This window comes from Paludibaculum fermentans, from assembly GCF_051172195.1.
GTDB classification, from domain to species: Bacteria; Acidobacteriota; Terriglobia; order Bryobacterales; family Bryobacteraceae; genus Paludibaculum; species Paludibaculum fermentans_A.
On sequence record NZ_JBPJAQ010000004.1, the window covers coordinates 289,999 to 314,079 of the forward strand.

Annotated in this window: 22 protein-coding genes; 8 read left to right on the plus strand and 14 right to left on the minus strand. The window is 62.3% G+C overall.

Annotation, left to right across the window (positions count from 1 at the left end; all coding sequences use genetic code 11):
- Positions 1-40: 40 nt before the first annotated feature.
- The 5 genes from ACR9Y2_RS37970 to ACR9Y2_RS37990 all read right to left on the minus strand — a co-directional run bounded on the left by ACR9Y2_RS37970 (position 41) and on the right by ACR9Y2_RS37990 (position 6,551).
- Positions 41-325 (minus strand): hypothetical protein, encoded by a 285-nt coding sequence (locus tag ACR9Y2_RS37970; protein WP_435047130.1) that lies wholly within the window; start codon positions 323-325, stop codon positions 41-43.
- Between the two features lie 102 nt (positions 326-427).
- On the minus strand, positions 428-1,489 hold the full coding sequence (locus tag ACR9Y2_RS37975) for a cytochrome c3 family protein (protein ID WP_435047131.1): 1,062 nt from the start codon (positions 1,487-1,489) through the stop codon (positions 428-430).
- Complete coding sequence (locus ACR9Y2_RS37980) at positions 1,486-3,144, minus strand: GMC family oxidoreductase (RefSeq protein ID WP_435047132.1); 1,659 nt, start codon at positions 3,142-3,144, stop codon at positions 1,486-1,488. The genes ACR9Y2_RS37975 and ACR9Y2_RS37980 overlap by 4 nt, the downstream gene beginning before the upstream one ends.
- On the minus strand, positions 3,141-3,551 hold the full coding sequence (locus ACR9Y2_RS37985; protein WP_435047133.1) for a gluconate 2-dehydrogenase subunit 3 family protein: 411 nt from the start codon (positions 3,549-3,551) through the stop codon (positions 3,141-3,143). The genes ACR9Y2_RS37980 and ACR9Y2_RS37985 overlap by 4 nt, the downstream gene beginning before the upstream one ends.
- Positions 3,552-3,800: 249 nt before the next feature.
- Positions 3,801-6,551 carry an InlB B-repeat-containing protein gene (locus ACR9Y2_RS37990; protein ID WP_435047134.1) on the minus strand — a complete coding sequence of 917 codons (2,751 nt, stop codon included), beginning with the start codon at positions 6,549-6,551 and terminating at the stop codon, positions 3,801-3,803.
- Positions 6,552-7,070: 519 nt separating this feature from the next.
- On the opposite strand from ACR9Y2_RS37990, the gene ACR9Y2_RS37995 reads away from it, so the two are divergent.
- The 5 genes from ACR9Y2_RS37995 (at position 7,071) to ACR9Y2_RS38015 (ending at position 11,708) form a co-directional block, all read left to right on the plus strand.
- The gene (locus ACR9Y2_RS37995) at positions 7,071-8,039 is read left to right on the plus strand and encodes a PEP-CTERM sorting domain-containing protein (protein ID WP_435047135.1); all 969 of its coding nucleotides are present in this window, start codon (positions 7,071-7,073) and stop codon (positions 8,037-8,039) included.
- Between the two features lie 125 nt (positions 8,040-8,164).
- Positions 8,165-9,514 (plus strand): Gfo/Idh/MocA family protein, encoded by a 1,350-nt coding sequence (locus ACR9Y2_RS38000; protein WP_435047136.1) that lies wholly within the window; start codon positions 8,165-8,167, stop codon positions 9,512-9,514.
- A 163-nt stretch (positions 9,515-9,677) separates the two neighbouring features.
- Entirely contained in the window at positions 9,678-10,478 is an 801-nt protein-coding gene (locus ACR9Y2_RS38005) for a hypothetical protein (protein WP_435047137.1), read from the plus strand.
- 9 nt (positions 10,479-10,487) lie between these two features.
- Complete coding sequence (locus tag ACR9Y2_RS38010) at positions 10,488-10,886, plus strand: carboxymuconolactone decarboxylase family protein (RefSeq protein ID WP_435047138.1); 399 nt, start codon at positions 10,488-10,490, stop codon at positions 10,884-10,886.
- A 51-nt stretch (positions 10,887-10,937) separates the two neighbouring features.
- Entirely contained in the window at positions 10,938-11,708 is a 771-nt protein-coding gene (locus ACR9Y2_RS38015) for a hypothetical protein (RefSeq protein WP_435047139.1), read from the plus strand.
- An 18-nt stretch (positions 11,709-11,726) separates the two neighbouring features.
- On the opposite strand, the gene ACR9Y2_RS38020 is transcribed toward ACR9Y2_RS38015, so the two are convergent.
- Positions 11,727-13,736, minus strand: a complete 2,010-nt coding sequence (locus tag ACR9Y2_RS38020) for a hypothetical protein (protein WP_435047140.1) — start codon at positions 13,734-13,736, stop codon at positions 11,727-11,729.
- Positions 13,737-14,179: 443 nt separating this feature from the next.
- Between ACR9Y2_RS38020 and ACR9Y2_RS38025 the strand changes: the two genes are divergently transcribed.
- Positions 14,180-14,920, plus strand: coding sequence for a 3-oxoacyl-ACP reductase family protein (locus ACR9Y2_RS38025; protein ID WP_435047141.1), 741 nt, complete (start codon positions 14,180-14,182; stop codon positions 14,918-14,920).
- Positions 14,921-15,017: 97 nt separating this feature from the next.
- Positions 15,018-15,740, plus strand: a complete 723-nt coding sequence (locus ACR9Y2_RS38030; RefSeq protein ID WP_435047142.1) for a methyltransferase family protein — start codon at positions 15,018-15,020, stop codon at positions 15,738-15,740.
- Positions 15,741-15,744: 4 nt separating this feature from the next.
- On the opposite strand, the gene ACR9Y2_RS38035 is transcribed toward ACR9Y2_RS38030, so the two are convergent.
- From ACR9Y2_RS38035 to ACR9Y2_RS38070, 8 genes are read right to left on the minus strand one after another with little or no spacing between them, the layout of a single operon-like run.
- Positions 15,745-17,274, minus strand: a complete 1,530-nt coding sequence (locus ACR9Y2_RS38035; protein ID WP_435047143.1) for an FAD-dependent oxidoreductase — start codon at positions 17,272-17,274, stop codon at positions 15,745-15,747.
- Entirely contained in the window at positions 17,253-18,749 is a 1,497-nt protein-coding gene (locus tag ACR9Y2_RS38040) for a polyamine aminopropyltransferase (protein ID WP_435047144.1), read from the minus strand. The genes ACR9Y2_RS38035 and ACR9Y2_RS38040 overlap by 22 nt, the downstream gene beginning before the upstream one ends.
- A gap of 39 nt (positions 18,750-18,788) precedes the next feature.
- Entirely contained in the window at positions 18,789-19,004 is a 216-nt protein-coding gene (locus ACR9Y2_RS38045; RefSeq protein ID WP_435047145.1) for a DUF350 domain-containing protein, read from the minus strand.
- 30 nt (positions 19,005-19,034) lie between these two features.
- A complete protein-coding gene (locus ACR9Y2_RS38050) occupies positions 19,035-19,220 on the minus strand; it encodes a hypothetical protein (protein ID WP_435047146.1) in 186 nt (61 codons plus the stop codon).
- Positions 19,220-20,545, minus strand: a complete 1,326-nt coding sequence (locus ACR9Y2_RS38055) for a DUF4178 domain-containing protein (protein WP_435047147.1) — start codon at positions 20,543-20,545, stop codon at positions 19,220-19,222. Before ACR9Y2_RS38055 ends, ACR9Y2_RS38050 begins: the two co-directional genes overlap by 1 nt.
- Positions 20,539-21,174 carry a DUF4178 domain-containing protein gene (locus ACR9Y2_RS38060; RefSeq protein WP_435047148.1) on the minus strand — a complete coding sequence of 212 codons (636 nt, stop codon included), beginning with the start codon at positions 21,172-21,174 and terminating at the stop codon, positions 20,539-20,541. Before ACR9Y2_RS38060 ends, ACR9Y2_RS38055 begins: the two co-directional genes overlap by 7 nt.
- Positions 21,171-21,533: an S-adenosylmethionine decarboxylase gene (gene speD / locus ACR9Y2_RS38065; RefSeq protein WP_435047149.1), complete on the minus strand. Its 363-nt coding sequence runs from the start codon at positions 21,531-21,533 to the stop codon at positions 21,171-21,173. Before speD ends, ACR9Y2_RS38060 begins: the two co-directional genes overlap by 4 nt.
- A 27-nt stretch (positions 21,534-21,560) precedes the next feature.
- A complete protein-coding gene (locus tag ACR9Y2_RS38070; protein WP_435047150.1) occupies positions 21,561-22,613 on the minus strand; it encodes an SPFH domain-containing protein in 1,053 nt (350 codons plus the stop codon).
- A 195-nt stretch (positions 22,614-22,808) separates the two neighbouring features.
- Here ACR9Y2_RS38070 and ACR9Y2_RS38075 point away from each other — a divergent pair, with 195 nt between their 5' ends.
- A complete protein-coding gene (locus tag ACR9Y2_RS38075) occupies positions 22,809-24,071 on the plus strand; it encodes a hypothetical protein (RefSeq protein WP_435047151.1) in 1,263 nt (420 codons plus the stop codon).
- The last annotated feature ends 10 nt before the right edge of the window (positions 24,072-24,081 follow it).

The following is a 24,081-nucleotide window of genomic DNA, read 5'->3' on the forward strand; positions in this document are numbered from 1 at the left end:
GGCCCTTTTTGTATCTTCCGGGTGATCCGGGTGGACCGCGCTAGTCGCCTTTCATCTGGCGGAAGGCGCGCAGGGCGAGGACGATGGAGCCCATCAGCAGGGCCATCTTGACCCAGGTATCTGATTTGTCGAGGTCGATTTCCTGGAAGCCGAATACTGGTTCTTCAGGCGGCGGAGGCGGCGGGGCCGGCTCCTTGGGCCGGGCGACGATGGGCGGGTCGTAATTGGTGCCCTGAGGCGCAGGACTCGGGCTTTGCCCGAGCATGAGATCCGAGACGCCTCCCCCTGCCAGCACCAACACCGCGATGAGCAATACTCGCTTCAAACCACAATCGTATCCGAGATGAAAGGCAACCGCATCATCCGGGTAGAGATTTGGAGTACTTTTCTTCGTGAAGTCCTATCCATGGAAGGAGTAACGGCCGCCCTAGGGAAGCTTCGCGGCAGCCCTTTTCGGAGGTACGCCTTTCGGGTGGCAATCCTGACACTTCACGAAATGAACATTGTGTGCGCTGCCAGTCTTGGCGAAGGTTGTGTCCATCTTTTCGACGTCGAGTCCGCAATTGGAGAGACGCGGGTGGCAGGTGGAGCAACTGGCATGCGTGGTCTGGCGGTGCTTGTCGTGGCAGGCGAGGCATGACAAACCTTCGTGTACGCCGATGGGGGTGCGGTCGTCGCCGGAGCGCACCTGCATGGTGGAGAGCGGGGCGTGGCACTGGTAGCAGAGCGCTCCGCGTGGGTCCGGGCTCATTTTGACCGGGCGGTCGCCGTCCAACACCGCGGGGACGGGCAGCATGGCGGCAGGAACGGACGCCTGTTCGCGGCGGTCGTAGAAGGCCAGGGAGGGGCGGAAGCGCTCCTGCCGGTTTCCGACGGTACGCGATTCCAGACGGCGGTTTTCCAGGGGCATGCCGGCGCTATGCAGGGCGTGGCAGCTGAGGCAGGGGATGGCCGGGCTGTCAGAGAGTTCAGAACGCAGCAGGGTCCAGGGGCCTTTGCGGTTCATGGGCTGAACGAGATCGCGTACGCCGCCGTCCAGGTGGGCGCCATGACAACGCAGGCAGTCGTCCATGAGGTGGCGGGTGCTGTTGTGCTTCTGGTCGAGGAAGATGCGTTTGTACGGGGTAGCGTGCGGGCCGTTGGCCCAGGCGGCAAACTCCTGCTGATGGCAGCGCTGGCAGCGGGGCAGCATGTTGAAGATGTCGACGGGGCGCAGATGAGCGCGGTCCGGCGCTTGGCCCTGGGCGTGTTCGAGGACGCGGCGGGCGTTGGTGATGTGGAAGCTTGGATCGGCGGTCATGGCGTCGCCGTGGCAATCGGCGCAGGGCACTTTGCGGTGGGTGGAGCCCATCCACTGCCCGACAGGGGTGCCCATTTCGTGACAGCGGGCGCAGGCGGCAGGGCCTCCTGATTCATAGACGAAGCTGGCGGCCGGCACAATGAGGATGAGGGCGGCCGCGAGGAGTGCGACGACAAGGGCGATCTTCACCGCGCACCGCCCACGAGATGACCGGCCACGCGATAGGCGTTCGCCATGATGGTGAGGACGGGGTTGAAGCCGCCATTGGTGACGTGGACGGAACCGTCGACGACGTGGACGTTTTCCACTTCGTGGATGCGGCACCAGCGATCGACGACGGAAGTGCGGGGGTCGTTGCCCATGCGGCAGGTGCCGGCCTGGTGCTGGCCGCCGCTGGTGCCCTGCCCTGCCTTCTTGGGCCAGGTCTGAATGGCGCCGGAGGCCTTGAGCCAAGCCTCGGCTTTGGCCGTCATGGCGTCTCCGATCTCGATGGTGTGGGGGTGCTTGTTGCCGCTGAGCCGGGCGACGGGAATCCCGAACTTGTCACGGACCTGGGGATCGACGGAGACGCGCGAGTCGAAGAACGGCATCTCCTGCGTGGGTCCCTGGACGGCGATGGAGCGGCGGTAGAAGCGGCGGACGAATTCCTTATGGGCGAGACCCCAGCGAGGGATGCCGGGCGCGCGGAGTCCGGTGACGAACTGGTAGGGGAGGCGAATGAACTCATTGGCGAGCATGGCTCCGCCGGCGAGATCGGGGTTGCCGTGGTTGTAATCACAGATGGCGATGCCGGCTCCGGGGCCCACGTCGTCATAGGTATCCTCGTCGAAGAGGCCGAAGGCTCCGGTATAGGTGTGGCCTTGGAGGTTGCGGCCCACCCAGTCGTGGCGATTGCCGAGGCCGTTGGGGAAGAGGCGGGACTTGCTGTTGAGCAGCAGGCGCGCGGATTCGATGGCGGAGCCGGCGACGATGACCTGGTCAGCGGGCTGTTCCCACAACTGGCCTTCGCGGTCGAAGTAGGCGACACCGGTGGCCTTGCCGTGCTCGTCGACGAGGATCTCCTTGACCATGCATTGCAGGCGCAGTTCGAGCAGTCCGGTCTTGAGCGCGGTGGGCAATACGGTGTTCTGGGTGCCGCACTTGGCATCCACTTCGCAGGCGAAGCCGACGCACCAGCGGCAGCGCATGCAGGCGGGGCGGCCGTTGTAGGGCACGGAGTTCCGCAGCATGGGGATGTGGAAGGGATGCAGGCCCAGCGCCTTGGCGCCTTTTTCGAGGATGAGGTGCTCGCGGGTGGGCGGCAGCGGCGGCATGGGCAGCGGCTTGTTGCGGGGCCCATGGAACGGGTCGGTGGAGACGTCGCCGGAGACGCCGATCTCCCATTCGGCCTTTTCGTAGAAGGGCTCGAGCTCGTCGTAGGTGATGGGCCAGTCTGCCAGGGTGGAACCTTCGACGGCGCGCGGGATTTTGGCGCCATAGACGGTCTTCATCTGGAAATCGTTGGGGTGGAAGCGCCAGGCCATGGCGCCGTAGGAGAGAGTGCCGCCGCCGACGCAGGCCGCGTTGTTGGAGTAGCCGGGACCGGAAGGCTCCGCGAGGCGCTGCTGGCCTTTGGCGTTCACGACGACGCGCGGATTGCCGTCGTCATCGGGTCCAAAGGGATGGCCGAGGGTGGAATTGCGCTGATTGCGGAGGTCGTCTTTGCGGCAGTCGTAACCGGTATACCATTGCCCACGTTCGAGCAAGACGACGGGCCAGCCGGCCTGGGTCAATTCCTTGGCGGCAATGGGGCCGCCGGCGCCGGCGCCGATGACAACGGCTTTGACGCGCGGCAGGATGCTCACGATTGCACCTCGTACTGCTGCCGGCCGCGGACGGGGAGGGGTGCGACGCCGATCATCTTCCAGGAGGCGTAATCCTTGTTGCCGCCGTGGCGCGGGCTGCCATAGAAGCCTTGCAGCGTGTGGGCCAGCACCATTTCGAAGGCTGCCTTGCCGCCATCGGGAAACAGGCCTTGCGGCGCTTCTCCGCGTTCCATGGCTGCGAGAAATTCAGAACGTTCCGCGAGGGGAATTTGGGCGAATTGGCCCTCCGCCAGGCGATCGACCGCGGAAAGTGCCTCGCGATAAGCCGGCTGCTGGCGTTTGAACTTGCGGGCGAGCTGGCGGTCGATGTAGAGCACTACACGGGCATCGCGCGCCCCAGGGTCCTGATCGGCAGGAATGAGAGCGTCCACCCAGGCTTCCAGCACGACGGCCTGTTCCGGGGATAAGACGCGGAGGGACGAAGGGACCAGCGGCACGCGCGAGCAGGCGGCGGTTGCCGCGGCTGCAGCGGCGATAAATATTCGGCGTTTCAGAGCTATACCTCCGAAAATAAATCCACCGTGATCATATCGTGCGGCTGTGCGAGGCAGCAAGCAGGCAACTATGCGGCACGGGGCCGCGGGGTGCAAACCCGAGCCACGGATCCGTTCACCGGTATGCGATTGGAGATCGGGCTATGGCTTGGTCCATGTCCCTTTTAGCTGCCAGTCGGTGTCGCGGGACAAGGCGTCGAACATCCGCAAATAGGTGTTCCTCTGGCCCGTCATCGGGGCCTTCAAGGTGAGGGGAACGGTGAGAATGAAGTCTCCCTTGAAGTTCTGCCTGGTGACCAGGCCCGTCTTTACCGCACAGGCCGAACTGCTGAGCGCGCTGGAGATCACGCCCGGCGCCACCGGTCCGACAAAGTACCCGACGTCGGAGGAGTACATCCACAGGCCATTCCCAGCCCGATCGTAGTGGACGAAACAGAACGGTTGTCCACCGCCCGTCGGATCGGCTGCGACGAGGAACTCAACCCAGCCGAAGGGGTAACCCGTGAACCCGGGCGGGTCGGCGAAGTTCAAGGTAAACGTGGGGGCAGCGCCGCTGCCGGCGGCGGGCGAGACGGACAAGACCGGCTGAGCGGAGGCCATCTGTGTCCAGGTGCCCAACTGACTCCAGCCGGTATCGAATTCGTCGATGTCGAGGGCTCGCATATAGATGTTGCGAGCGCCGGCCGCTTTGAAGAAGACAGTAAAGTCGACTTCCAGGATAGAGCCGCTGCCGGCGGCGCTGGAGGCGGCAGTGTTCAGGGCGCAATTAGAGGACTGCAGTGTATTGGAGGCCACGCCGGGGTGGATGGGTCCCTGGAAGAAGCCGGCCTGATCGGAGTAGAGCCACAGGCCATTGCCCTGGACGTCGTAGTGGAGGAAGCAGAAAGGCTGTCCGCCGCCATTTGGATCTGTGGCCAGCAGCAACTGGACCCAGCGAATCCGTTGGTATCCCTTGCTGTGCGAGTACTGAGCTTGGAAGAGTTGCTGGGTGCCTTTGCCGTTGGAGGGTGTCACCCCTACGGTGGTGGTGTTGACGCTGAAGTTTGCTACCACGCTGCGTGGGGCGGACATGGTGACGGAACCCGGATTCGCGGTCCCGGTGAGAGAGCCAGTGAAGTTTACGAAGCTGAACCCGGTGCTGGGCAAGGCAGTGAGGGTCACACTGGTGCCCGCGTCATAGAAGCCATCCGCAGAAGCGGGCATGGCCGTCAGGAGGCCGCCGCCGGCTGGCACGGAGGTTCGCGTCAATTGGTGTTGGGTCTTGAAGCTGGCGGTGTAGGTTTGTGCGGTGGCCGGCACTGTGACGGAATGAGAGGCCGATCCGCCGTCGCTCCACGAAGTGAAGACATAACGGGTGGCGCCGGCCGATTGGGGTGAAGCCACAGCGATCGTGTGGGAGGAGCCCGGAGTCCAGTTGAACGATTTCGGCGCAGTGTAGGTGGTGCCGTCCGCGGTGAACTGCAGGCCCGCCGGTTGTGTGTCGACGGTGTAGGGTGAGCCTGCGCACGACGTGCCGACGGTGAGCAGCGGCACTGCAGTGGGGTTCGCCTGGAAGCGGGGCAGAGGTGCGCTGGAACTGGCTGTAGATATTGTCGAGACGGGCGCGAAGTGCAGGGAGACACTGGCGGTGCCGAGCCCCACTGTGTTGGCGGGGTAGGAGATCCAAAGGAGGAAGTCGCTGCTGGAGATAGTGGACACATCCGCCTGCAGCACTTCCCACACCACCGAAGCCGCTCCACCGGAGAAGGGAATAGCGGCGGCCGGGATTCCTTCCAGAGTCGTGGTGGGCGTCGTGGCGGCGAAGGGGCCCTGGGCCGCACTGATCATCCTGGCGCGCAACTGGCTGCCGCTGTTCGCGGTGGGAATGCCATGAAGGAAGGTGACAGGAACGGTACTGGCATAGAGCGTAACGCCGGCCGGCATGTTCGTGAAGGACGCCTGCAATCTGGTCCCGCTGTCGGCCAGCCCGACGATGTTCAGGCCGTTGGTGGCCGGGAATAGCGGGTTGTAGAAGCCGGTCTCGGAGGCATAGGGGAGCCCGGGTACGCTCTGCGGCAGCGGGCTGGGGGAAGTGTCGGCGTTTACGAAGGGGGCCGATGACCTGGGCAGAAATGCGCTGGGAAGCAGTTCCTGAAACCGGAGAGTGGAGAAGCGCTGCTGGACAGCGGCAGCGCATTTCTGGAACTCGACGCCGGTGGTGGCGTTCACCTGGGCGTCATTCGAGGAGTTCCTCACTGCCGGGTTCAGCGAATTCTGGATATAGGCGACCGTCGTTATTGAGTTGGACAAGGTGATGGAGGAGGTGCCCGAAATACTGAGGTAGGCCTGAATCTCAGTCGGGATAGGACCGGGAACGCCCATCTGAGCGGGATTTGCGCGAAGGTTCGAGATCCTGAACACGCGCTGGCCGCCGAGGGTGGGTGGGTCGACAGGCACGCTCATGAAGGCAATACTGTTGCTGCCGACGACAGTGCCCTGAAACACGTTTGGTGTGTGGGCGCCGCCTCCGGTCCAGCCGCAGGTACTCTGAGCGGTGATGCAGACGGCTTGGGACGCAGGAGCCGGTTCATCGATGAGAAGCAAAGCCTCAGCCAGCGTACCGATGGTGCGCGAAGTGATGTTGGTATTCAGGAACACCTGGAAATTGGCGGTGGGTACAGGTTGGGTCGCGGTGGTAGGAGTGCCCCCCGTGCAGACGAGAACCATGTCGGCTGTCTTCGCGGCGAGTTCGTCGGACCGCACGGTTACAGGAGTTCCAGCCCCGAGGGTACAGTTCATGGGCGATTGCCCGGCGGCGGTCGGCATCCAGCCGGCAAGGATCAGGGCGGCCAGCCACAGGGCCGGGGCGGCCGGTGAGGGCCTGCATGTGTATGAGCAAATTGCGGGCAACATCAGAAACCTCCTCCAGGTAGCCGGGAGCATTGCGGCTCCCGGCCGCGGCATTCCCACTATAGTCTTCTGCCGGTCTTTTGCACATAGTATTTCAGGTCCCTTTATCTTTATAAAATCATAGAGGCAACATTGAACCGTGTCCGGAGCGACGGACGGCCTAACCAATTCAGGCTTATGGCGCGCTGCTGCTAAACATTAATTTTCGAGGAGAAGTTGAAAAACGGCGTGGCCGGTGTATACTCGCTCCAAAATCCGTACACCGCAATCATGATTCGTGGACTGTGAGGAGCAACCCACGGACAATCACGGTTGGGGTATGTCACCTGGCCGCATCACGCGGCCTGTATCCAGGTTCGAACAGCGCGATCGCTCTCAAAGGGGGTGCCTATGCTCGCGTTTGCTCGTATCCGTCCACTCTGCGTTTTGGGTCTGTTGCTGATAACGGCAACGGTCGCCAGTGCGCAGAAAAAAATCAAAGTCAATTTTGACTCTACAGACAAGTTCACCGAGAGCGATAAGGTGGAGGGAACCGCTACCAAGAGCGCCCTCACTGCCGCCCAGAAGGCGATTGTCATCAAGAAGATTCAGGAGGAGTATGACACCGCGCTGGGCGCGGGCAAGGTCAAAGTGGAGGAGGGGTCCGGCGGAGATCTCGACATTATTATCAACGGCGGCAAGGCGCCGGGAGTGAATCAGGGCAAGGAGTATGGCGACGCCGGGGTGGAAGGAAAGCCTGGGGTCGTGCACGAGGGGGAATTCACCGCTGACGGATTCACGGGGGACGAACTGGCAACGTCGATCGGTGAAAGCGCGGCTCATGAGGCGGGGCACAAGTTAGGGTTGAAGCACAACGAAGACAGTCCGCCCAGCAAGATGACCGACGGCGGCAAGATCACGACGGCACAGCGCAAGGCGGACAGCCGAGAGTTCACCCCCAGCGACATTGAGACGTTGAAGAAGTCCCTGGGGCTGGCCAGTGCGGAGCAGAAGGGCGGTTCCATGTTCGCCGACCTCGGCGTTTATGTGGGCGATCCGAACGGATTCCTGTGGAAGCCGGACGACACCTACCTGAACGCCTCGGCGACATTCTTCAGTTCCAGTCCAAACGCGCAATGGGGCTACATTACGACAGCGGGTGATTTCGTGCCGGAAGGCGGCAACGGGTTCAGTGATGCGGCCATGACGTTCATTTACACCGCGGGTGTGGATCTGGCGGTGCAGGACGGCCCGAACCTCTATCGCCTGGAGCTGGGGCAGGGCAACTATGTGCTGACGAACCCCAATCCGCACAATTCGAGTGTCTTTCTGGTGGCGGACGCCTTTCTGGGCGGAGGGTTGTACCATCTGCACCTGGACACGACCAACCCGTTCAACGACCCCAACTACTACTCCACCGGGGGGTTCTTTGCAATCCCCGAGCCTGGGTCGCTGGTGTTGCTGGCATCGGGCCTGGTATTGATCCTGGGTGCCCGGTTGCGTAGACGATGATCCCCGGGCCGCGAGAGCCGGCAAGGCTGGCGCGGCCCATCCCCATAGAAGTTTGCACGGCGCGGGACTACCATGGCCGAGTGACCTGAGATAGCATAGATCTAATTGTTCCCAGGAGTAACAAAATGTCCGAGCGCGAATTCTCAAGACGTCATTTCTTCTATGGATCCCTACTCGCTGGCGCCGTGCCCGCCGCTGGCTTCGGCAGCACTGCCTCCCTGTCGAGGGCTGGTTTCAAGTCTCCCAACGAGAAGTTGAACATTGCCGCGATCGGCGCGGGCGGCAAGGGCCGCAGCGACATTGCAGGCTGCAATACCGAGAACATCGTGGCCTTTGCCGATCCCGACGACAAACGTGCCGCGCAGACCTTCCAGCAGTATCCGAACGTGCCGAAGTACAAAGATTTCCGGCGCATGTTCGACAAGGAAGAGAAGAACATCGATGCGGTCCTGGTGTCGTGCCCGGACCACGTGCATGCCAGCGCGTCGATGTGGGCGATGACGCGGGGCAAGCATGTGTACTGCCAGAAGCCGCTGGTGCGCACGGTATGGGAAGCGCAGCAGGTGACGGCGGCGGCGGCGAAGTATGGCGTCGCGACGCAGATGGGTAACCAGGGGTACTCCAACCTGGGCGCGCGGCAGTGCGCGGAGATCATCTGGAACGGCGACATCGGCGGCGTGACGGAAGTTCACGCGTTCACCGACCGGCCGGGCCACTACTGGCCGCAGGGTCCGGAGGTGGCGCCGAAGGAAGAGGCGGTTCCCTCCACGCTCGATTGGGATGCCTGGCTGGCGGATGCCGAGCCCCGGCCCTACAGCCCCGCGTATGTCCCGCACAACTGGCGCGCATTCCCGGACTTCGGCTGCGGCGCTATCGGCGACATGGCCTGCCACATCCTGGGCACTCCGAACATGGCTCTGTTGCTGACTGCGCCCACCAGCGTCGAGTGCATCAAGAAGGAAGGCGCGAACCAGTACACGTTCCCGCACCAGGCCGTCATCCGCTTTGACTTCCCGGCCCGCGGCACGATGCCGGCCCTGAAGTTGTTCTGGTACGACAGCCTGAAGGAGCAGCCTAAGATTCCGGGCGTGCCCGAAGGCGAATTGCTGGGGGACAAGGACATCAACGGCAGCGTGTTTATCGGCGAGAAGGGCATTGTCACCACTGGCTGCTACGGCGAGCGTACGCGGCTGTTGCCCGATGCGAAGATGAAGGACTACACGATGCCGCCTCCGCTGCTGACGCGGTCGCCCGGCCACTATCGCGACTGGCTGCGCGCCTGCAAGGGCGGGGCTCCAGCGTGCTCCAACTTCAGCGTCGCCGGCCCGTTCGTGGAATGGATGCTGCTGGGCACCATCGCCATGCGCGTGGAAGGCAAGCTGGAGTGGGACGCCAACAAAGGCCGTATCACGAGCCACCCCGAAGCGAACCAGTACTTGAAACCGAAATTCCGCAAGGGTTGGAAGTTCGCTTAAGACTGTAGTCTTTCCGTTGACACGAGACGGCCCGTTCCATAGTCACCCAGCCAGGGTGATTCTGGGACGGGCCGTTTTCGTTGTGTCTTCCGGCGGCTTACCGATTTTGGAAACGCGTTCGCTTCCGCACACATCTTTCGGGATGTCCGGTAAGGAGGCTCATATGAAATCGGCAAAGTGGTTGGCTCCCGCAATAATGGCGGTGGTGGCCCTACCGGGTTGGGGCCGATTTGAAGAGACCAGACGCGCCTCTATCCGTGGGGGTGGGGATCATGGCAAGTGCACGATTGAAGTGGAAGTAGACCAGGCGGCGGAAATCGCTGTTTCCGGCGATATGGGCACGATCCGCACGCTTTCCGGATCGCCAGCGCATTGGCGCAGGCTGGAATGCAACGCGCCCCTGCCCAGTAATCCGTACGATTTCCGGTTCCGGGGCATTGACGGCAGAGGCGATGTCAACCTGGTGCAGCAACCGGGTCGCGGACGGCCGGCTGTTGTCCGCATCGTCGACCGCAAGGGCGGCCGGGAAGGCTACACCTTTGATCTGGAGTGGCGCGGCGGCGACTATGACAACCGGGGCCGGGGCCGCGGATTCTGGGACGGCAATGATCGCGGCTACGATCGCCGTAACGACCGGGACGACTTCTCGTGGAACAACGACCTGCGGTATCGCGGCCGGGGCGACGGCTACTTCGCCGACGCGGGTGGCGGACGGAACCGTGTGTATAACTGCGATGTGAATATCGCACGGGGCGGAAATGTCTTCGTGTCGTTCGATTCTGACCGGCGCGGGCGCTTGGCCCTGAACGGCCGTATCGTGCGAATGGAAGGCGACCGCGTGGTGGCTCGTATGACGGGCAACGGCCTCTCGGGCCTGATGTATCTCGAGACGAATCACCGCGATCATGTCAAAGAGATCCGCATGGACCTCGACGGCCGTGGAGAATTGCGCTGGCGCGATTAGACTGAAGGCATGTCCGTTGTTTCATTGATCGAATACGCGGATGCGTCCGCCGAAGTCAGGGCCGTCTTTGATGACATCATGACCACTCGCAAGGTGGACCGCGTCAACAATTTCTGGAAGGCCCTGGCGAATCATCCGGCCACGCTCCGGCAGGTGTGGGAGGAAGTGAAGGCCGTGATGGCGCCCGGCGCGCTGGATCCTCTGGTGAAGGAGATGATCTATGTCGCTGTCAGCGCGACCAATGGCTGCGAATACTGCACTTACTCCCATACCGCTGGAGCGCGGGCCAAGGGTATGACCGAAGAGATGCTGGGCGAGGTGCTGGCCGTAGCGTCGCTCGCCAATAAGACGAACCGGTTGGCAAACGGATACAGGGTTCCGGTGGATGAGCAGTTCCGGCGAACGTAGAATGCGCGTTGTGCTCCTGGGCCGCTCAGTATTTGGGCGCTAGCCGGCGGTGTGCTGCTCGCCCAGGCTCCGGCTGGATCCATTGAAGAAAGGGCCCGTGCCCGGCAGACGGCGATGGGCCGGGAGTACGCCCGGCAGCTACGCAGTGAGACGGTCGTGCTGGAGAACTCGGCCGTGCGGGGGTATGTGGACCGCATGGGCAGGATGCTGGCGGCGCAGATGCCGGGCCCGCCGCCTTCGTTCGAGTTCACGGTGGCGGAATTTGTCGCGTGTCCAGCGATTCGGGAACCGGCGACCCTGCCTGGCGGATTTGTGTTCTTCCCTGCCCGCCTGCTGGCAGCCGCTCGGAACGAAAGTGAGTTCGCGGCGGTGGTGGCGCATGCAGTCGCACATGAGGTGCTGCACCGGGTTCCCGTGCCGAATCCACGAAAGAACGGGGCCACGATCCCACTGATGATGCTTGGAAGTTGGACGAGCGATTGCCAGGGCCGGCGGAGTGTTCCTCTCGGATATGCCGCGGCGCTGAAGCAGCAGGAACTGGAAGCCGATGCACTGGCCTGGAAGGCACTGGATGCCGCCGGGTTTGACGCACGGGCGCTCGGAACGTATGTGCGGCGTGCGGCCGGCGCAACGGCGACGGATCTCCAGCACGTGGAGATTGAAGAGCGGCTCGCGGCGCTGAGGTCATTGGACACCGTGGTGGGTCAGACGCGGCAGGACAGTGTGGACTTCGAGACCTGTCGCGCGGAGCTCCAACGATTCGTCGAGGCGCTGAGTCCGGCAAGGCGGGCACCTTCGCTAGTGCGCGCAAAGCAGCCGTAACGATGGAGTGCATGAAGCTCAAGGTTCCAGGTAGACGCCTGGGCCCGAGCATGCGACATCTTCCAATCTGGTGGGCCTTGCCCGAAAGCGATTCCCATTGCTATCGAGATACCTTGCGATGGCCGCAATGGCGCGGTTCCTATCAGCCTCAGACCAGTCGAGCCTGAAGCCTGGAGTTCCCGCCACTGAAGAGATCTGCGTGGCAAGGAAGTCGTTTATGCGAAGCGGATGGCTTTTACCGGGTGGCAGCTGTCCCAAGGTCTCCTCAAGACCGACTTCCAGCCAGCCGCCACCTCCAGCTCCCCCTTCAACCGCGCCGGTCGTCCAGCTATATCCCAAAGACCCGTCCAAACTTCTGGTCACCACGCCGAATGCTGTTGCATCGGAAAGCAGGCGGATCGCAGCCCGGCGGAATGCTGGAACTGCCAACACCGATGCGTTGGACGCAAAGAGGCTGAGTGTCGAAGGCTGCAACCTCGACGCGAGCCACTCAGCGGCCTGAGCGAGGACGGGGTTATCCGGGTACAACCAGAGCGGCAGTAGTGCCTCGCCTCCAGCGAATGGACTCGAAGCAGGTTCTCTGACCATTTCGGACCACTCGCTGGCAGCCGGCAGATCCCGCAGAGCTAATCGTGCTGCCGTTACGAGATGGTAGTCGCGACACGACTTGTCGCCGGCTGCTGCCTGAAGCGACGGAAGGGCGGAGGCAGGTTCCCATAAGTATGCGAGGAATGCCATGCGGCACGCCTCATCCGAACGATGAGCAGCGGCCAATGTCAGTGTGCGCCGGTGCAGCAACCCGGTCACTTCAGCGCCGTGGCCAGCACGCAGGTCCTCACCCAGCATGGGAGGAACCGGCTGATCCGGATTGCACCCGCCCATCGCGCGCCGGGACACTCCGGTCGTCGAGACAATGATGTCTGAACGCCGGGTGAGATACTCCGCGCTACTTATCCAGGTCTCTGGCGGACTATTCTCAGCGGCCAAGAGTTCAAATTGCCGGCCGAGCCGGGCAGTCGTTCTATTCCCGGCCCACCACAGCCGCAATTCTCCAGGGGTCGAACTGGCAATCAAGGCCGGAGAATCGAGGAGATTGCCGAGGAGTTCCTTTGCGACGTCCTTCACCCAAACAGGCTTCTGCTCGATGGACCAAGGCCGATCGAACTCCAGCGTGCGGGTGAGCCTCCGATCGTTCTCCAGGACATCCAGCAATGGCTCCACCGCGGCGTCGCCCCATTGAGACAGTTCCAGGCAGATTGGCTCGACGGAGAAAATGAGTATGCCGGGCCACATGATTTTTTCTGTCTTGATGCTCTCCAGCCGGTCGATCAACTCGACGATTGAGTGGCGAGACGGGCTATTCGGACGGGCGGCTGGGTCATGGGCCGGAACTGCTCTCTTCTCGATTACGGTGTTTGGCCAGGGCGATCTTAGCGGCGCGCCGAGACGGCGCCGCGCGTCGGAAAGGAACACCGGGGCAGGATGCAGAAAATCAAGTACGGTGAGGTTCGCAACCCGATCAGGGCGGTCCTTCCGCAGGGCGGCGCGCACGTGGTCGCCCCATGCGATCAGGGACTCTCCGACTTCGACGGCATCCAGATCATCTGCATTTGAGAAATGGCCGGTCAAGCGGTGGAAGGCCGTAATGAGCCATTCCACCGAGGCCGCGCGAAACCACTCCGGTGTGCTCTGGGCCGTACCACGCACCCCGCCTCTCACATCGGGCACCTGATAGGCCTGCCAGAGGGCCGTCGCGAGGTCAGGCCGGTTGAGCCGCAGGAGCAGGGCTATCGACGCCGGCACCATGGATCCTCGGAGTTCGAGGTCGAACCAGAACGCGACCGCAGGTGGAGTCTCCTCGTTCCTGGTGAACCTGGTGAAGTCCCCATTCTTCCTGGGATCCGACGCGATGATCTTCTTGACGTCGTCGTCGAGGTCACCCGGCTCGCCCACGCTCAGAGTTCGGTAGACCATTCCGTTCCAGCAGACCGCGAAGCCCTCCGGGAACACCCAGCCGCGGGTCTTCAAGCGGCGGTTCTCCCAGTTGCCGCTCAGTACTTCAATCTCCCGATACACTCCGCCCCTCGGGTCGGCCAGGCCGGCCTCAAACAGGGCCGCGACTGCAGCGGACAGGTACTCCGGAATCTGATTGCTCTCGGCAGGAGTCCAGGGCTTGTGCTGATTGGGCGGTTCAGGCAGCGCGGCCTGGGCATAGGGCGCCGCGGCCAATCCCAGAATTACTACAGAAGGCCACACGCCAATTCGCACAATATTGCTCCGAAGGAAGTGTAACTTAGCCAGACGCGGAGCATCCGCCCTGCGTTTCAGCGGTACTGCCAGGTGCGACCGAGCCGCATGCCACCTCTCGAGCTTCAATTATTCATTAGAGAGTACAAATTGCGGAATCCAGCGTAGCCGAGTCCCCATCCTAAATGAGAATCAATCAGTCCGCCCTTTGAAAAGGAGCAGCAATGTCACAGTTAGCCGGCAAGGTCGCCCTCGTGACGGGAGCCTCACGAGGGATTGGGGCGGCCATCGCAAAGCGATTGGCCCAGGATGGCGCGACTGTCGCCATTACGTACGCCACTTCACCGGAGAAGGCGGAAGAGGTGGTGAAGTCCATCGAAGCGGCCGGTGGCCAAGCGCTGGCGATCCAGGCGGATAGCGGCGACCCGGCAGCGGTGAAAGGGGCAGTGGCGTTCACTGCCGCGAAGTTTGGACGGCTGGATATCCTGGTGAACAATGCCGGGGTGGCATTTATGGCTCCGATTGGCGAATTCCCGGAAGAGCAGTTTGAGCGACTGCTGGCTGTGAATGTGCGCGGCGTCTTCAGTGCGACCAAAGAGGCGGTCCGGCACATGGGGGATGGCGGCCGGATCATCATGATCGGCAGCATCAATGGCGATTTCGTGCCATTCACTGGCGGGTCTGTCTACGCGCTGACCAAGGCGGCGATCTCGGGATTCACGCGCGGCCTGGCACGCGATCTCGGTCCGCGCGGCATCACGGTGAACAACCTGCAGCCTGGACCAGTGGACACGGATCTGAACCCGGCTGGGGGGCCGAACGCTGCTGGACTGAAGGCCATGATGGCGCTGCAGCGGTTCGGACAGGTAAGCGAAATCGCCGCGTTGGTTTCGCTGCTGGCAGGGCCCGAGGGCGGCTACATCACAGGCGCGAGCCTGAACATCGACGGGGGCTTCAGCGCCTGAGCCCCCGGCGCGGGCGGGGCTTCCCGCTCAATTCTTTTAATAGTTACAGGCCTTAATCCACCCCTCATGAGACAATGTGGGGCGGGAGATCCGAAGTATGACTGGCAATGCCGAGGCGGCGCCGCAGGCTCCTCGTACCAGCAATCCACTGCGAGGCGCGCTGGTAAAGTACTGCGCCATGGCGCTCGTCCTGTTTTCCGTGTTGCGATTCGTGTCGGGCAGGGGCGACTGGTACCGGGCGTGGGTGTATGTGGACCTGATGCTGGGCGCCCAGATTGTTGTCGGCGTGATCCTGATGCGGGTGAATCCGGACCTGCTGGTCGAACGGTCGCGCCTTCAGAAGGGCACGAAGGCGTGGGACCAGTGGCTGGCTCCGATCGTGGCGTTGGCCGGTCCGCTGGCGATGTGGATTACAGCCGCGCTGGAGGCTCGCTGGTTCTGGCCGCCGAGGATCGACCTCTCCTACAGCGTGGCCGCCCTCGCCGTCTGCCTGTTGGGCATTCTCCTGACGGCCTGGGCGATGGTCTCGAACCCGTTCTTTGCAGCCACGGTGCGCATCCAGGACGATCGCGGGCAAGTGGTGGTCGATGCGGGTCCGTACCGGGTGATCCGCCATCCCGGCTATACCGGTGCGCTGGCCTTCACACTGGCGACGCCTGCCGCGCTGGGCTCATGGTACGCGCTGGTTCCCGCCGTGCTGACCGCCGCGGTCCTGGCGCTACGCACCGCACTGGAAGATCGCACCTTGCAGGCGGAACTGCCTGGCTATGCGGAGTACGCGGCCCGCGTCAAAGACCGGCTGCTTCCGGCTGTCTGGTAGCCGGCTAGCCCACCAGGCGCAGGACGTGCTCCGCCGCCTTGACTCCGCGGTATTGCGCCTCCTCGAACAACGACAATCCGCTCAAGTCGCAATTCGCGTAAACGAGCGATCCGGCGGGGTGGGCGCGACGCTGCCGTTCCGGATGGAAGATCGTTCCGGGCAGAGGCCGTGGCATGGCATGTCCGATGCGGAAGATGTCGAGACGCTTTACGCATTGGCGAATGTCGGGATGGGCCCGTTCCAGGTCGGCCAGAATCTTCTCTTTCCACCAGTTCCAGTCACCGCCTAGCAGGATGCGGCGTTGGTCGGCTGCGTTGCCGTCGGCGAGTGCCCAGTAGAAGGTCCAGACAGTCTCGGGTTGATGAATCGCCACACTCTGGTGGGTAGCGATGACATAGCCCAGCGCGGGCGAATTGTAGATCACGTTGTCCCAGGCATACTCCAGACCCTTGTTGGCGGGCCAGCGATCGAGTGTGAGATTCGCGGTCAACCAGGGTGCGGAGTCGATGGGCCAGCGCGGCGGAGCCGGATCGATCAGCCACGACGCCAGGAACGTCGGCGCTGCGTAGATCACGAAGTCCGCTTCGTAGAGCGTCTTTTCGGTGAGGATCTCCCACCGGCGGCCTAACGGCTGGATGCGGTAGACCATCGAACCTGTGCGGACATACTTACCGAGCTTCGCCAACAGCTTCTTAACGATCCACCCATTGCCCTCGGGCCAGGTAAGCGGCCCTTTGTCTTCGGGCGCCCGGGCGGCGAAGTAGTGTAGTCCGGCCCAGGCGGAGATCTCCTCGGCGTGGGTCCCATAGTCGTCGCGCGTGGAGTAGTCGATGAACCATTTCAGGTAGGGCGAGTAGAGGCCCTCGCGCCGCATCCATTCGCCCATGGTGACGCGGTCCAACTGGCGCTCGCGATCCGTCGACTTGACCAGTCCCTCTTCCATGGGAATGCGGAAGGCGCCGGAGGCATGGAACTCGGCGATGCGCTCTTCGAAGTGTTTGAACTGGCGCGCATCGTCCTTGGTCAGCCCGATAGCCGGCTCGATGCTATCCTGCCAGCGGCCGTGCAGGAACAGACGCTCCTGCGGAGAGTGGCAGAGCCAGCGTTCACTCCAGACCCCATCCTGCAGGAGCCCGATCTCTTCGCCAAGTTCGCGGACCAGTGTCTCGTTCTTGTCGGGGACGGGCAGGTAATGAGCAGCCCAGGGATAGGCGGAGATCTCGTTCTGGCCGGAACGTGCATTGCCGCCGGCCTGTTGTTCCATCTCGAGCAGGATGAAGTTGTGGAAGCCGCGCTTGTCCATGCGCCAGGCCGCCGACAGGCCCGCGATTCCGCCGCCGACTATGACCACGGGCACCTTCACCCGTTCACGAGGCGCCGCGATGCGGGCATGATCCCGCAACAGGTGGCCGCGTTCCTGCGATTCGAAGACGAAGCCGCCTTCGGTTTTGCGGTCGGTCTTGGGCGCGAGACCAACCAGGGCGGACGCACCGAATTCGCGCCGCGTCGGCTTCATCGCACGATTTCGCGCCACTCGCGATCGTAGTAGCGCACCAGGCTCTGATCGTTCAAACGGTTGGGCTCCACCGGCACGGGCGCGAGGTCTGGTGGGAAATCGAACAGGCCTGCCACGTTTTTCAACGTGAGGAACTTCAACCCGGACGGCAGTTGCGTGGGCGGCCGCCAGTCGCCCTGCGTCCCGATGACGTAGCCCCATTCGCCGAAGGACGGCACGTAGACGTGATAGGCGTGAACATTGAAGCCGGCCTGTTTCATCGTCTCGTTGATGCACCAGAACGATTGACGCGCAAACATCGGTGATGTGGACTGCACCACCGCCACGCCATTCTGCGAGAGGTGGTGCTTCAGCAGGCGGTAGAACGCAGTGGTGTAGAGCTTCCCGAGAGAGTAATTATTGGGATCGGGGAAGTCGACTGCGATGAAGTCGTAGAGCGCCTCATTCTTCTCCAACCACGGGAACGCGTCGGCGTTCACAATGTGGACCTTGGGGTTCTTGAACGAGCCGCCATTCAATTGCACCAGCAGGGGATGAGTGGAAAACTGGCGCGTCATCTCGGGATCCAGATCCACCAGCGTGATGGATTCCAGGCCCGGGTACTTTAACATCTCGCGGACGGCCAACCCATCGCCTCCGCCCAACACCAGCGCGTGTTTCGCTCCGGGAATCGAAGCCAGGCCGGGGTGGACCAGGCACTCGTGGTAGCGGTACTCATCGCGCGAGCTGAATTGCAGATGCGAGTTCAGGTAGAGCCGGTAATCCTGCTTCCACTTTGTCAGCACCATGCGCTGGTAGGGGGTGGTCTTCGAGAAGATCACGTCGTCGGCATAGAGTGCGGCATCGGCGGTATCGGTGATGCGGTCGGCGACGGCCATGCCACCACCCAGGATCAGCACGACCACGGCACAGACGGCTCGCTGCATAAGCGGCGACGGAAGGTGCTCCTTGAACAGGAACGTTGACCAGAGAGCGACACCGGCGTTCACCAGTCCGAACAACACAGCGCTGCGGACCATGCCCAGCTTCGGCACCAGGAACAGCGGGAACAGCAGCGACGCGCCGAGAGCCCCCATGTAGTCGAAGGTGAGGACGTTGGCCACCAGTTCCTTGAACTGAAAGCGCTCGCGCAGGATGCGCATCAGCAGGGGGATTTCGAGGCCCACCAGGATCCCGATGCCGATGACCAGGGCGTACAGCAGGAACCGGAACCCCGTCGTGTAAGTGAAGGAGAGAAACAGGATGGTGGAAGAGAATCCGCCCAACAGGCCCACCATGAGTTCAATCGTGATAAAACGCGACACCAGGGCGCGGTCGATGAATCTCGACAGCCAGCTGCCGATGCCCATCGCAAACAGATAACTGCCGATAATTGTGCTGAACTGAAGCACGCTGTCGCCCAGCAGGTAACTGGCGAGGGTGCCGGCGATCAGTTCATAGATCAGGCCGCAGGCGGCAATCAGAAAGACGGAAAGGAAGAGAACCAGCGCCATGAGGAGACGTGTGCCCGGCCCGCAGGCACGGGCCTCCGATTAGTGGACGGCTGAGGCAACGATGATCGCTATGCCCAGCGCCATCAGCCCCGCGAAGATAGCCAGGGCCATGTTCTGTTTCTCCACGATCTCCTTCCAGAGATCGTAAGGCGTGATCTTATCCCACGTGATGAAGCTCGCCACGAGAATCACCACGCCGACCACGGCATAGATGAGCGCGTTGATCAACGAACCGAGATGGAATTCAATGCCCATGTGTTTCCTTTCCTCATTTTCAGCGATGCGCTACTTGCCGCCAAACCAGTGTGGCAGATAGCCGTAGTGCGAGCGGTAGACCCCGGGATTCTCGCGAACGGACTTGGGGATGTTTTTCACTTCGTTGATGGAGGACAGGCTGAAGCCGGTCCACTGCCCCACTGAGACCATCCCCAGCAGGACCATGCCATAGAGTGTGTAAAGTGGGCTTTTCATCAGTCGTCGTCTCCGCTGCTGGAGGATGCCGGGGCGTAGTCGCTCTCAGACCAGCGCCGTCCCTCGAAAGTCATCGACCGGATGCTTGTCAGTATCGGCGGAATCAGCAGCAATGGCAGCACCAGCCAGAACAGCCAGGTGGTGGGCACGTCGCGCCGCACGGTCACCTCGTAGTTCATTGTCATCCCCGACGCCGCCGTGGCGGATGCTTGTGCATCCATTTCGGGTTCGATCCGCAAATAGTATCGGCCGGCCGGGACCTTCGGCAAAATCACGCTGTCCTTCGCTTTGCCTTCCGACCAGGAGCCGTCGCTGTCCCGTCCGCTGTAGTAGCTGACCTCGCGGCCGAAATCAAACCCCTGGGCTCCGTCCTCGCGCAGCAACGCCAGGCTGAAGTAGGCCCAATTGTTCCTCAGGTCCGTACTCAACTCCACCTCGACATTGCCGCGGCCCGGCACGTCGAACGGCTGCGTGACGAAGGAATGCTCGCCGGGCACTGCCTGTGCAAAGTGGAAATTCTGGTCAAAAATCACGCGGTTGCTGGCGCTGAACGTGAAGAAGGCAACCAGCACCGCCCAAACCAGGCACAACATCAGAAAAGTACGCCACGAGGCCCGCACCTTGCCTTGGAACGGCGACGGCTGGTTGGCGTAGACGCCATTGGGCGCCGGCAGCTTGGTCTTGAGCTGGAAGGCCTGCTCGACTTCGCTGCCCGCAATGTAGGTTCCGAACGACCAGTTCACCTCACCGTCGGTCTGCTCCGACGACATCATGTAGGGCGGAGCAACATAGTCGTCGACCGTATTGGTCTCCCCGACGCGGACGGCCCAGGGGAATTCGCCCATCACGAATGCCGTGCGGGCCACCGCATTCTGAAAGTGCTTGTAAGGGACGTTGTTGTAGGTGACCGCTTTCCGGCCGCCCAGTGTGGTGAAGGCGGGCAGTCCGTGCACGGTCAGCACATCGTTCCAGTGCCCGTCGTACTGCGTCAGGTAGCGGAACCCCTTGAAAGGGTTGAACAGCAGGTACTCGTGCCATGAGTACTCCACGCCGTCCGCATTGATCGACCGCACCTGGAAGCCGATCACTTCGTAAGGCACTCCGCGATACTTGCCGCGGCTGCCCAGCGGGATCAGCGGCCGCACGCGCAGGCGCTCGTCGAACTGCTGCAGGATCTGGAGTTCCGGTGTCGTCGGATCGATGATGCTGCAGCACTGGACGCACACTGCGCTCCGCGTGTGCGCAAAGCCGCGCAGTTCGATGTTGCCGCCGCAATTGGGGCAATTGATCGCTTTGGGTTTCGGGACGCGGGACGGTGCTACCATCCTTCAAACTCCCTGAGGCCGGTCAACTTCAGCGCTTCGATGTCCACATACCGGCCCATGAACAACAGCGGCGGCGTCTCGGAATAGTCGATGGTCGCAAAGCGCGCATCCATGGTGCGCAGGTCCGCCGTCATGAACTCACTACGGTCCGTTGTAGTAAAGGGCAGTTCGCCTTCAAAGCCGACATAGCGGACCTTGGTCAGGTGAGTCACCATGAACTGCCCGCCCTGCAATTGAAAGACCTGCCCCTTTTTCAGCTCCAGCGGCGTCGGGAACGCAATGGGAGGGGCCACGGCGAACGACACGGCGTAATCCGCCTGGGCATCGCTCAACCAGCCGTTGGTGCCGTCATTGAACAGCAGGTGCCACTCGTTCCAGTTGCCTTGTTCCCACTCATAGCGGATGCGGCCGATCACGATGAAGTGCTTGTTGTCGAAGAAGCCCTCCGACATCAGCTGAATCGCAGAGGCGTCCGGTGGCAGGTCGGCGACGACGCCCACCGCTTCCAGATTCACATCCCGGCGGACAATGATCGCCTGGCAATAAGGACAGGCAGCCTGCACCGCGCTGGACCAGGCAAATTTGATGGGGGCGCCGCAATTGGGGCAGTTTGAGGAGGGTCCACTCATGAAAGAGCGCGCTCCAATCTTCTGACATCCACCCGGCGCGCCTCGAACCGGCGGGTCAGTTCATTCTCGAAGGCCCAGTTCTCACGAGGCTTGCAACAGAAGAGGTTCAGGGACAAAGCGCCGTGCTCCGGAAAAGTATGCACGGCCAGATGAGATTCCGCCAACAGCGACAACCCCGTGATTCCTCCGGGGGCTGCCGGAGTCAGTCCGGGAAACTGGTGCCACACCGTAGGCGCGACTGGATGTAGCTGCAGACCGGCAACCATGTCGTCGAATAGGGCCTCAAGCGCCGGCAGAGAGGCCAGGGTGGCCGGATCGCATCCTGCGGCGTCGACCACCCATTCACAGCCGGAAGTCATTGGAGTGATGGTAACTCGATTTGCAAGTTACTGCTGAGGCTTACCGCACTCCGGGCAGAACTTCGACGCCCGTGGGATTTTCTGCCCGCATTCGGAGCAGAACTTCGTATCCGGCGCCGCTGCCGCGCCAGCCACTGGCACCACCGGCACAACCGGGGGAGCTCCCATTGGAGCAACAGGAGGAGGAGCCTGCGGCGGCTGCTGCGCCTGCGGGTTCATCGCCTGGGAAAACACCTGCCCCAGCCCAACGCCCGCACCCAGGCCGACACCCAGTCCAGCCAGTCCGCCACCCTCGTTCGCAGCCGCGATCGGCAGCGAGTTGGCCGCTTGGAACTGCGTGTACTGCTGCATATTGCCGATCATATTCATGCCCACGCGCGTGTCGAGGAACTTCTGCAGTTCTTCCGGCAGCGAGAGGTTTTCCACCACGAACTGGTCGATGGCGATGCCCAGCTCCGCAAATACGGGCGTAATCGACGCCTTGATGCGCTCGCCCACTTCCACCAGGTTGGCGGCCATGTCCAGGAACGGAATCTGGCTTTCGGCGAAGGCATCCGACATGCGGCCGACAATCGTCTGGCGCAGCTGCGGTTCCACTTCGCTCACCCGGTAGACTTCACCGAAGCCGCTCACCTTCGTCAGGAAGAGCTTGGGATTGTCGATATGCCACGAATAAACACCGAAACCACGCAGACGGATCGCGCCAAAGTCCTTGTCGCGAATCGTCACCGGCTGGGCCGTGCCCCAGCGCTGGGCAATCTGCTGCCTGGTCGAGAAGTAGAAGACGTCGCTCTTGAAGGGCGACGCGAACATCTTGTCCCAGTTCTGCAGGTTCGTCATCAACGGCAGGGTACGCGTGTTTAGCGTGTACAGCCCGGGGCTGAAGATATCCGCGCAACGTCCTTCGTTGACGAACATCGCTGCCTGCGATTCACGCACCGTAAGTTGCGCACCATTCTGGATTTCCATGTCCTGCATGGGATACCGGTACGCAAGGACGCCATCTTCCTGGTCGGTCCACTGGATAACGTCAATGAACTGTTTCTTGAGAAAGGATTTGATCTGATCACCAAGGGCCATGTTGACTCTCCGCGTCAACTGAGTATACGGCAACCCGTTGACAGTTGTTCCCGGAATCGGACAATCCGGGAGCGGCCCGCTCGCGCATTCCTGTCGATCTTGTGATCGAAATCGTGCTGCCACCGCGCTAGTTACGGTTGAGCGCGGAATTGGCCAGTCGCCGCCCGCGCCGCTAATTGACTCTGGAGCTGTACATTGAACTGGCTGCTGACCATTCTCATTGGCTTGATTACTGCCGCTGCCTGTGGCGCCGCGGCCTGTTACCTGGGCACCCTGTGCGTCGAGTGGTACAGCATCTCGAGCTTCGAAGGGGGCTCCGGCTACTTCGTTGCCTTCCTCACACTGTTCGGCATTGTCATCGGCCTGATCCTGGGCATCGTCACCTCCCGCGTCGTCGCCGGAGGGACCTCGCCCGGGTTCCTTCGGGCGCAGGGCATCTCCCTCGCTGAAGTTGCCATCCTCTTCTGCGTGATTGCCCTGTTCTGCCGCCTGGGCGGCACCATCGCGCCCACGATTGATGGCGAGCAACTTGATCTGGAAGTGGAGCTCAAATGTCCTCGCGGCATGGTTCCGACAGAACGGCCCGACCGCAACTACCTGAGTTGCACGCTGACGCCTCTCGGCTCGGGCAACAAACGCCTCGATTCCAAGGGTGGAGTAATACTCTGGAAGCAGGCCAGCGAATCCGGCGGCCAGTGGACGGTCCCTTGCCGCGTCTGGTTGTTCAGCGACTCGTCGATGCGTACGGTGCGTATGCTCATGAACACTTCGACTGACATCGAGTTCATGCTGCCCTTGCCCGGGAAACCAGGCAAAGAACACTTCGAATGGAGCACCTGGCGCAGCGACCGGTTTCTGGAAGAGAAAGACAAGCCAATCAGAGACTACTCGTACCGTTTCCGCGTGCGCCGCGTCTCCGAGGCCCGGAGTGAGGCCCAGCAAGCTGCCCAGGCGGAACACGAAAAGAAGATGCAGGCTTTCGCAGCCCTCACGCCAGACTCACCGCTCGATCTGTGGGTCGGCTTCGGCGTCGACGATACTACGGATAAGCACCGCATCGCAAGGGTGCTGGTCGATCGTATCGCCGAACTCCCTGCCCTGCTTCGGTCTTCCGACCCGGAGCACCTGCGCGGCCTGACCATCGTCCTGTCCACGGTCCAGACGCTGCCCCCGTCGGCGGCCGAAGCACTGCGCCAGTCTGCCGGGGTTCTGGCCGAACGCCTGCGCGCCATCCCGTCACCAGTCAAGGACGAGGACAACAACTTGGTGGGGCAGTTGCGAGGTGTCTACTGGACCTGGCATCAGCTCGCGGGCTTCGTCCAGGATCACAAGATGACCGATTTCCACGACTCCATGATGGCCCTGCAGTCAGTGGTCGAAGCACGTTCGAACGACAGTTACGAATTCGCAGCCTTGGCCGACACCCTCCGTACCGACCTGCAGGTACAGCACCAGTAACGAACCCGTC

Bases quoted from the DNA above. Each gene is read 5' to 3' on its own strand.
- ACR9Y2_RS37990 (WP_435047134.1), bottom strand. From the start codon at position 6,551: ATGTTGCCCGCAATTTGCTCATACACATGCAGGCCCTCACCGGCCGCC.
- ACR9Y2_RS38000 (WP_435047136.1), top strand. From the start codon at position 8,165: ATGTCCGAGCGCGAATTCTCAAGACGTCATTTCTTCTATGGATCCCTA.
- ACR9Y2_RS38005 (WP_435047137.1), top strand. From the start codon at position 9,678: ATGAAATCGGCAAAGTGGTTGGCTCCCGCAATAATGGCGGTGGTGGCC.
- ACR9Y2_RS38010 (WP_435047138.1), top strand. From the start codon at position 10,488: ATGTCCGTTGTTTCATTGATCGAATACGCGGATGCGTCCGCCGAAGTC.
- ACR9Y2_RS38025 (WP_435047141.1), top strand. From the start codon at position 14,180: ATGTCACAGTTAGCCGGCAAGGTCGCCCTCGTGACGGGAGCCTCACGA.
- ACR9Y2_RS38030 (WP_435047142.1), top strand. From the start codon at position 15,018: ATGACTGGCAATGCCGAGGCGGCGCCGCAGGCTCCTCGTACCAGCAAT.
- ACR9Y2_RS38040 (WP_435047144.1), bottom strand. From the start codon at position 18,749: ATGGCGCTGGTTCTCTTCCTTTCCGTCTTTCTGATTGCCGCCTGCGGC.
- ACR9Y2_RS38045 (WP_435047145.1), bottom strand. From the start codon at position 19,004: ATGGGCATTGAATTCCATCTCGGTTCGTTGATCAACGCGCTCATCTAT.
- ACR9Y2_RS38050 (WP_435047146.1), bottom strand. From the start codon at position 19,220: ATGAAAAGCCCACTTTACACACTCTATGGCATGGTCCTGCTGGGGATG.
- ACR9Y2_RS38055 (WP_435047147.1), bottom strand. From the start codon at position 20,545: ATGGTAGCACCGTCCCGCGTCCCGAAACCCAAAGCGATCAATTGCCCC.
- ACR9Y2_RS38060 (WP_435047148.1), bottom strand. From the start codon at position 21,174: ATGAGTGGACCCTCCTCAAACTGCCCCAATTGCGGCGCCCCCATCAAA.
- speD (WP_435047149.1), bottom strand. From the start codon at position 21,533: ATGACTTCCGGCTGTGAATGGGTGGTCGACGCCGCAGGATGCGATCCG.
- ACR9Y2_RS38070 (WP_435047150.1), bottom strand. From the start codon at position 22,613: ATGGCCCTTGGTGATCAGATCAAATCCTTTCTCAAGAAACAGTTCATT.